This is a genomic window from Kitasatospora sp. MBT63, assembly GCF_000710465.2.
Classification (GTDB): Bacteria; Actinomycetota; Actinomycetes; order Streptomycetales; family Streptomycetaceae; genus Kitasatospora.
This window is the reverse complement of the sequence record NZ_JAIZ01000270.1, coordinates 30371-34609: the sequence shown is the minus strand read 5'-3', so window position 1 is coordinate 34609 and position 4239 is coordinate 30371. Positions and strand designations below refer to the sequence as shown.

At 74.1% G+C, this 4239-nt stretch carries 6 protein-coding genes; all 6 read left to right on the top strand.

The features are described 5' to 3' along the window. The coding region (gene ssb, locus AA75_RS16990; protein WP_233289052.1) for a single-stranded DNA-binding protein at window positions 1-461 on the top strand (461 nt) is incomplete at its 5' end. 103 nt (window positions 462-564) lie between these two features. Further along, on the top strand, window positions 565-1149 hold the full coding sequence (locus tag AA75_RS16985; protein ID WP_051812608.1) for a hypothetical protein: 585 nt from the start codon (window positions 565-567) through the stop codon (window positions 1147-1149). After that, window positions 1146-2711 carry a DNA cytosine methyltransferase gene (locus AA75_RS16980; protein ID WP_033820892.1) on the top strand — a complete coding sequence of 522 codons (1566 nt, stop codon included), beginning with the start codon at window positions 1146-1148 and terminating at the stop codon, window positions 2709-2711. The genes AA75_RS16985 and AA75_RS16980 overlap by 4 nt, the downstream gene beginning before the upstream one ends. After that, window positions 2708-3097: a hypothetical protein gene (locus tag AA75_RS16975; protein WP_051812606.1), complete on the top strand. Its 390-nt coding sequence runs from the start codon at window positions 2708-2710 to the stop codon at window positions 3095-3097. The genes AA75_RS16980 and AA75_RS16975 overlap by 4 nt, the downstream gene beginning before the upstream one ends. Further along, the gene (locus tag AA75_RS16970) at window positions 3082-3798 is read left to right on the top strand and encodes a hypothetical protein (protein WP_033820891.1); all 717 of its coding nucleotides are present in this window, start codon (window positions 3082-3084) and stop codon (window positions 3796-3798) included. Before AA75_RS16975 ends, AA75_RS16970 begins: the two co-directional genes overlap by 16 nt. An 83-nt stretch (window positions 3799-3881) precedes the next feature. Beyond that, window positions 3882-4239: bifunctional DNA primase/polymerase (locus AA75_RS51995; RefSeq protein WP_033820922.1), on the top strand; the 358-nt coding region annotated here is incomplete at its 3' end.

The window sequence follows — 4239 nt, the reverse complement described above, 5'->3', positions numbered from 1 at the left end:
CGATCACCGTCGTCGGCAACCTGACCGACGACCCCGAACTGCGCTTCACCCCCACCGGCGTGGCGATGGCCCGCTTCACCATCGCCTCCACCCCGCGCACCTACGACAAGACCACCGGCCAGTGGCGCGACGGCACCGCCCTGTTCCTGCGCGCCACCGCCTGGCGCGAGATCGCCGAACACGCCACCGAAACCCTCACCAAGGGCATGCGCGTGGTCGCCACCGGCCGACTCGTCCAGCACAACTGGCAGACCCCCGAGGGCGAGAACCGCTCCATGCTCGGCCTCGACCTCGACGACATCGGCCCCTCCCTGAGGTTCGCCACCGCCAAGGTCACCAAGACCCAGCGCACCGGCAACCCGAGCACCACACCCGCGGCCGACCCGTGGTCCACCGCCGGACCCACCCCGCCGGCACCCGCCGGCACGGCGCCGCAGAACGCCGAGGAACCGCCGTTCTAACGGTCCCCGGACAGCACGAAGCCCCGCAGCAACCTCTACCTGGCCGGGTGCCGGTTGCTGCGGGGCCGATCCAGCCCCGTTCTCACGAGACCAGAGGACCAGCATGCCCGACTTCAACGCCGACACGCTCGCCGTCACCGACGACGACCACGACCGCTCCCACGCCTCCGGCAACCACTCCCGCTACGGCGCCCACCTCGCCCAGCACCTCCACCTGCTGAACGACGACGGCGAACCGCCCCGCCCCGTCGACTTCGCCGCCATCGCCTGGCTCGTCGCCACCGGCCCGATCATGGCCCCCGGCTACGTCCGCATCCGCCCCGACCTGCACGCCCTGACCACCTTCGTCGCCGACGATCACCGGCTCGCCCTGCGGATCGCCGTCCCGCTCCGCCACCACACCCTCACCCGACGCCCCACCCGCACCCTGGACTGGGAACGGCAGCACAACCCCTGGCACGACCAGCGGTGGGCCTGCTTCGACGGACCCGAACTCGCCGACCGGCCCGCCCTGCTGGTCACCGCCGACCTGCTCATCCCGGTCCCCGACCGACTCCTCATCACACCCACCACCACCCGGCCCGGCACCACCCTGACCCGCGACGCCAAAGCCGCCGTCCGGGCCCTGGCCGGGTACGCGAACGCGCACGCCCACCTGGTCGCCGACCTCACCGGCGGTGCGCGGTGACGCTGACCTACATCGACTTCTTCTGCGGCGCCGGAGGATCCTCCGCCGGCGCCCGCAACGTCCCCGGCGTGGTACCGGTCCTGGCCGCGAACCACTGGGACAAGGCCATCGCCTCCCACGCGCTGAACTTCCCCGACGCCGACCACTTCCTCGGCGACCTGCACGACGCCGACGTAGCCACCTTCCCCGCCGCGGACATCTTCTGGGCCTCGCCCGAGTGCCCGAAATGGTCCAACGCCCGCGGCGCCAAAAGGGACTTCGACAAGCAGCCCGACCTGTTCGGCGAGACGCTGCCCGACCCGGCCACCGACCGCTCACGCGCCCTGATGTGGGACGTCCCCCGATACCTGGAGGCCATGGCCGCCCGCGGCCGACCCGTCCTCGCCGGAGTGGTCGAGAACGTCATCGACGTCCGCGCCTGGAACCTGTGGCAGGCCTGGGTCGCCGACATCCGCAACCTCGGCTACCGCACCCGCCTCATCGCCCTCAACTCCATGCACGCCCGCCCCCGCCTTGCCGCCACCGCCCCACAGTCCCGCGACCGCCTCTACCTCGCCTACTGGCGCACCGACCTGGGCCGCGACCCCGACTGGGACAAGTGGCTGCGCCCACCCGCCTGGTGCCCCGGCTGCGAGAGGACCGTCCGCGCCGTGCAGGTGTTCAAGAAGCGCGGCGCCGACATGGGCCGCTACCGCCAGCAGTACCTCTACCGCTGCCCCCACGTCACCTGCCGCAACACCGTCGTCGAACCGCCCGTCCTGCCGGCCGCAGCCGTCATCGACTGGTCCCTGCCCGGCCGGCGCATCGGCGACGGCAAGCCCAACCGCAAGACCTTCACCCCCTACGCCGCCGCCACCCAGGAACGCATCCGCACCGGCCTCGCCAAGTACGCGATGCCGATCCTCGCCCCGGCCGGCGGTACCTGGCGCGAGGCCGCCACCCCCGTCACCGACCCCGCGCCGACCCGCACCACCCGCGAGAACGACGGCCTCGCCGTCCCACCGCTGCTCGTCCCCGCCGAGGGCCGCGACGGCAAGACCGCCACCCCCGCCAGCGACCCGCTGCGCACCCAGACCGCCCGCAACGAGACCGGCCTCGCCTGGCTGCCGTTCATCACCGAACTGCGCGGCGGATCCTCCGACGCCCGCCCCGTGCTCGACGCCCTCGCCACCGTCACCGCCTCCGGCAACCACCACGGCCTCACCCTCCCGCCCACCACCCCCGACCCGGCAACCGACTGGGGATCGCTGCTGCTGCCCTACTACGGCAACAGCACCCCCCGGCCCGTCGCCGAACCCGTCGGCGCCCTCACCACCCGCGACCGCTACGCCCTCGTCCGCGGTGACCGCGTCGCGGTCGAGGACGTGCTGTTCCGGATGCTGGAACCCGGCGAGATCGGCGCCGCCATGGCCTTCCCCGGCACCTACACCGTGCTCGGCAGCAAACGGGAGAAGGTCCGCCAGTACGGCAACGCCGTCACCCCGCCCGTCGCCGAAGTCCTCGTCTCCGCCCTGGTCGAGGCCATCACCGGCAACGACCTCCCCACCGGGAGCACCCCGTGAACCGGGTGCCGCCCCTGGCCGACACCGGCCTGTGGCAGGCCGTCATGGCCGCCGCCTCCGGCCGCTGCCAGTGCCGCGGCACCTGCGGCAAGAACCACACCAAGGACGGCGGCCGCTGCCCCCGCGAACACGGCGGCTACCAGCAGCACCACGGCGGCGGCACCGTCCACCTCATCGCCGCCCCCTCCGACCCCGCCACCCTGCTCCTGCCCCCGCACAAGGCGGCCGCCCTGCCCAGGCAGGCGCTCGCCGCGTGGTGCCCGACCTGCCACGACGGCGCCCGCACCGCCGCCCGCAAGGCCCAGCACGCCACCGCCCCGGCCACCGCGCCGGACTCCCTGTTCGACCTCTGCCCCCCTGGGAGAACGCCGTGCCCGTCACCGTGACCGACCTGCCGACCGTCGTCCGCCAGCTCACCGCGCACATCAGCGCCGACGACACCCTGCCCGTCCTGGGCGGCATCTACCTGGAGGCCACCGGCACCCACCTGTTCGCCGCCGCCACCGACCGCTACACCTTCGCCCTCACCCGCCGCGAAGCCCCCGAGACCACCGGGGCCGCGCCGTGGAAGGCGCTCCTCACCCGCGCGGACCTCACCGCCCTGCGCGCCCTGTTCCCCGCCCGGCGCCGCCGCGCCGACCTCACCCTCACCTACCGGCCCACCAAGGGCGCCGACCTCTCCGACGGCTGGCTGACCATCGACGACGGCACCCGCTCCCTGCGGCTGTCCGCCAACGCCCCGCTCGCCGCCTGCTTCCCCAAGTGGCGGCCCCTGTTCGCCACCGCCCTCGCCGCCGAGCCCCAGCTCACCGACGAAGCGCACTACAGCGCCGCCTTCCTCGCCCGCTGGGCCAACGCCCCCGCCGACCGGTACGAGCCGCTGACCCTCTGGTCCGCCGGACCCCACCAGCCGCTCCTCGTCGCCGCCGGCCACGACTTCCTCGGCCTCCACATGCCCATCCGACCCGACAACCGGCGAGGCGCCCCCGCCGACCAGCGCCACGACCGCGCCGCCCTGCGAACCACCTGGACCGACACCCTCAACAACCACTCCACCGGCGACACGCGGCAGCTCAAGGCCGCCTGAAATCGCCCCGAGGGCGGGCCCTGCGGCCAACCGCGCCCGCAGGGCCCGCCCTCTCCGCCGCCACCCCCGATCGGGAGACTGCCTTGCCCGTACCCGACTGGCACCACGCCCTGGCCGCCGCGCAGTTCGCCGCCGCACGGGGCCTGCAGTCCTTCCCGCTGGCCCGCAGCAAGCGACCCGCGATCCCCAGCCCCCACCCCCGCGATCCCCACTGCCGCGGCGCCTGCGGCCGGCTCGGCCACGGCGTCCACGACGCCACCACCGACCCGGAACGACTCCGGGAACTGTTCGAGGCGGCGCCGTGGGCCACCGCCTACGGCATCGCCTGCGGCCGGCCCCCGCACCACCTCATCGGCCTCGACCTCGACGTCAAACACGGTGCCGACGGCCCCGGCAACCTCCGCAACCTCGCCACCCGCCACCAGTTCCACATCCCCGCCA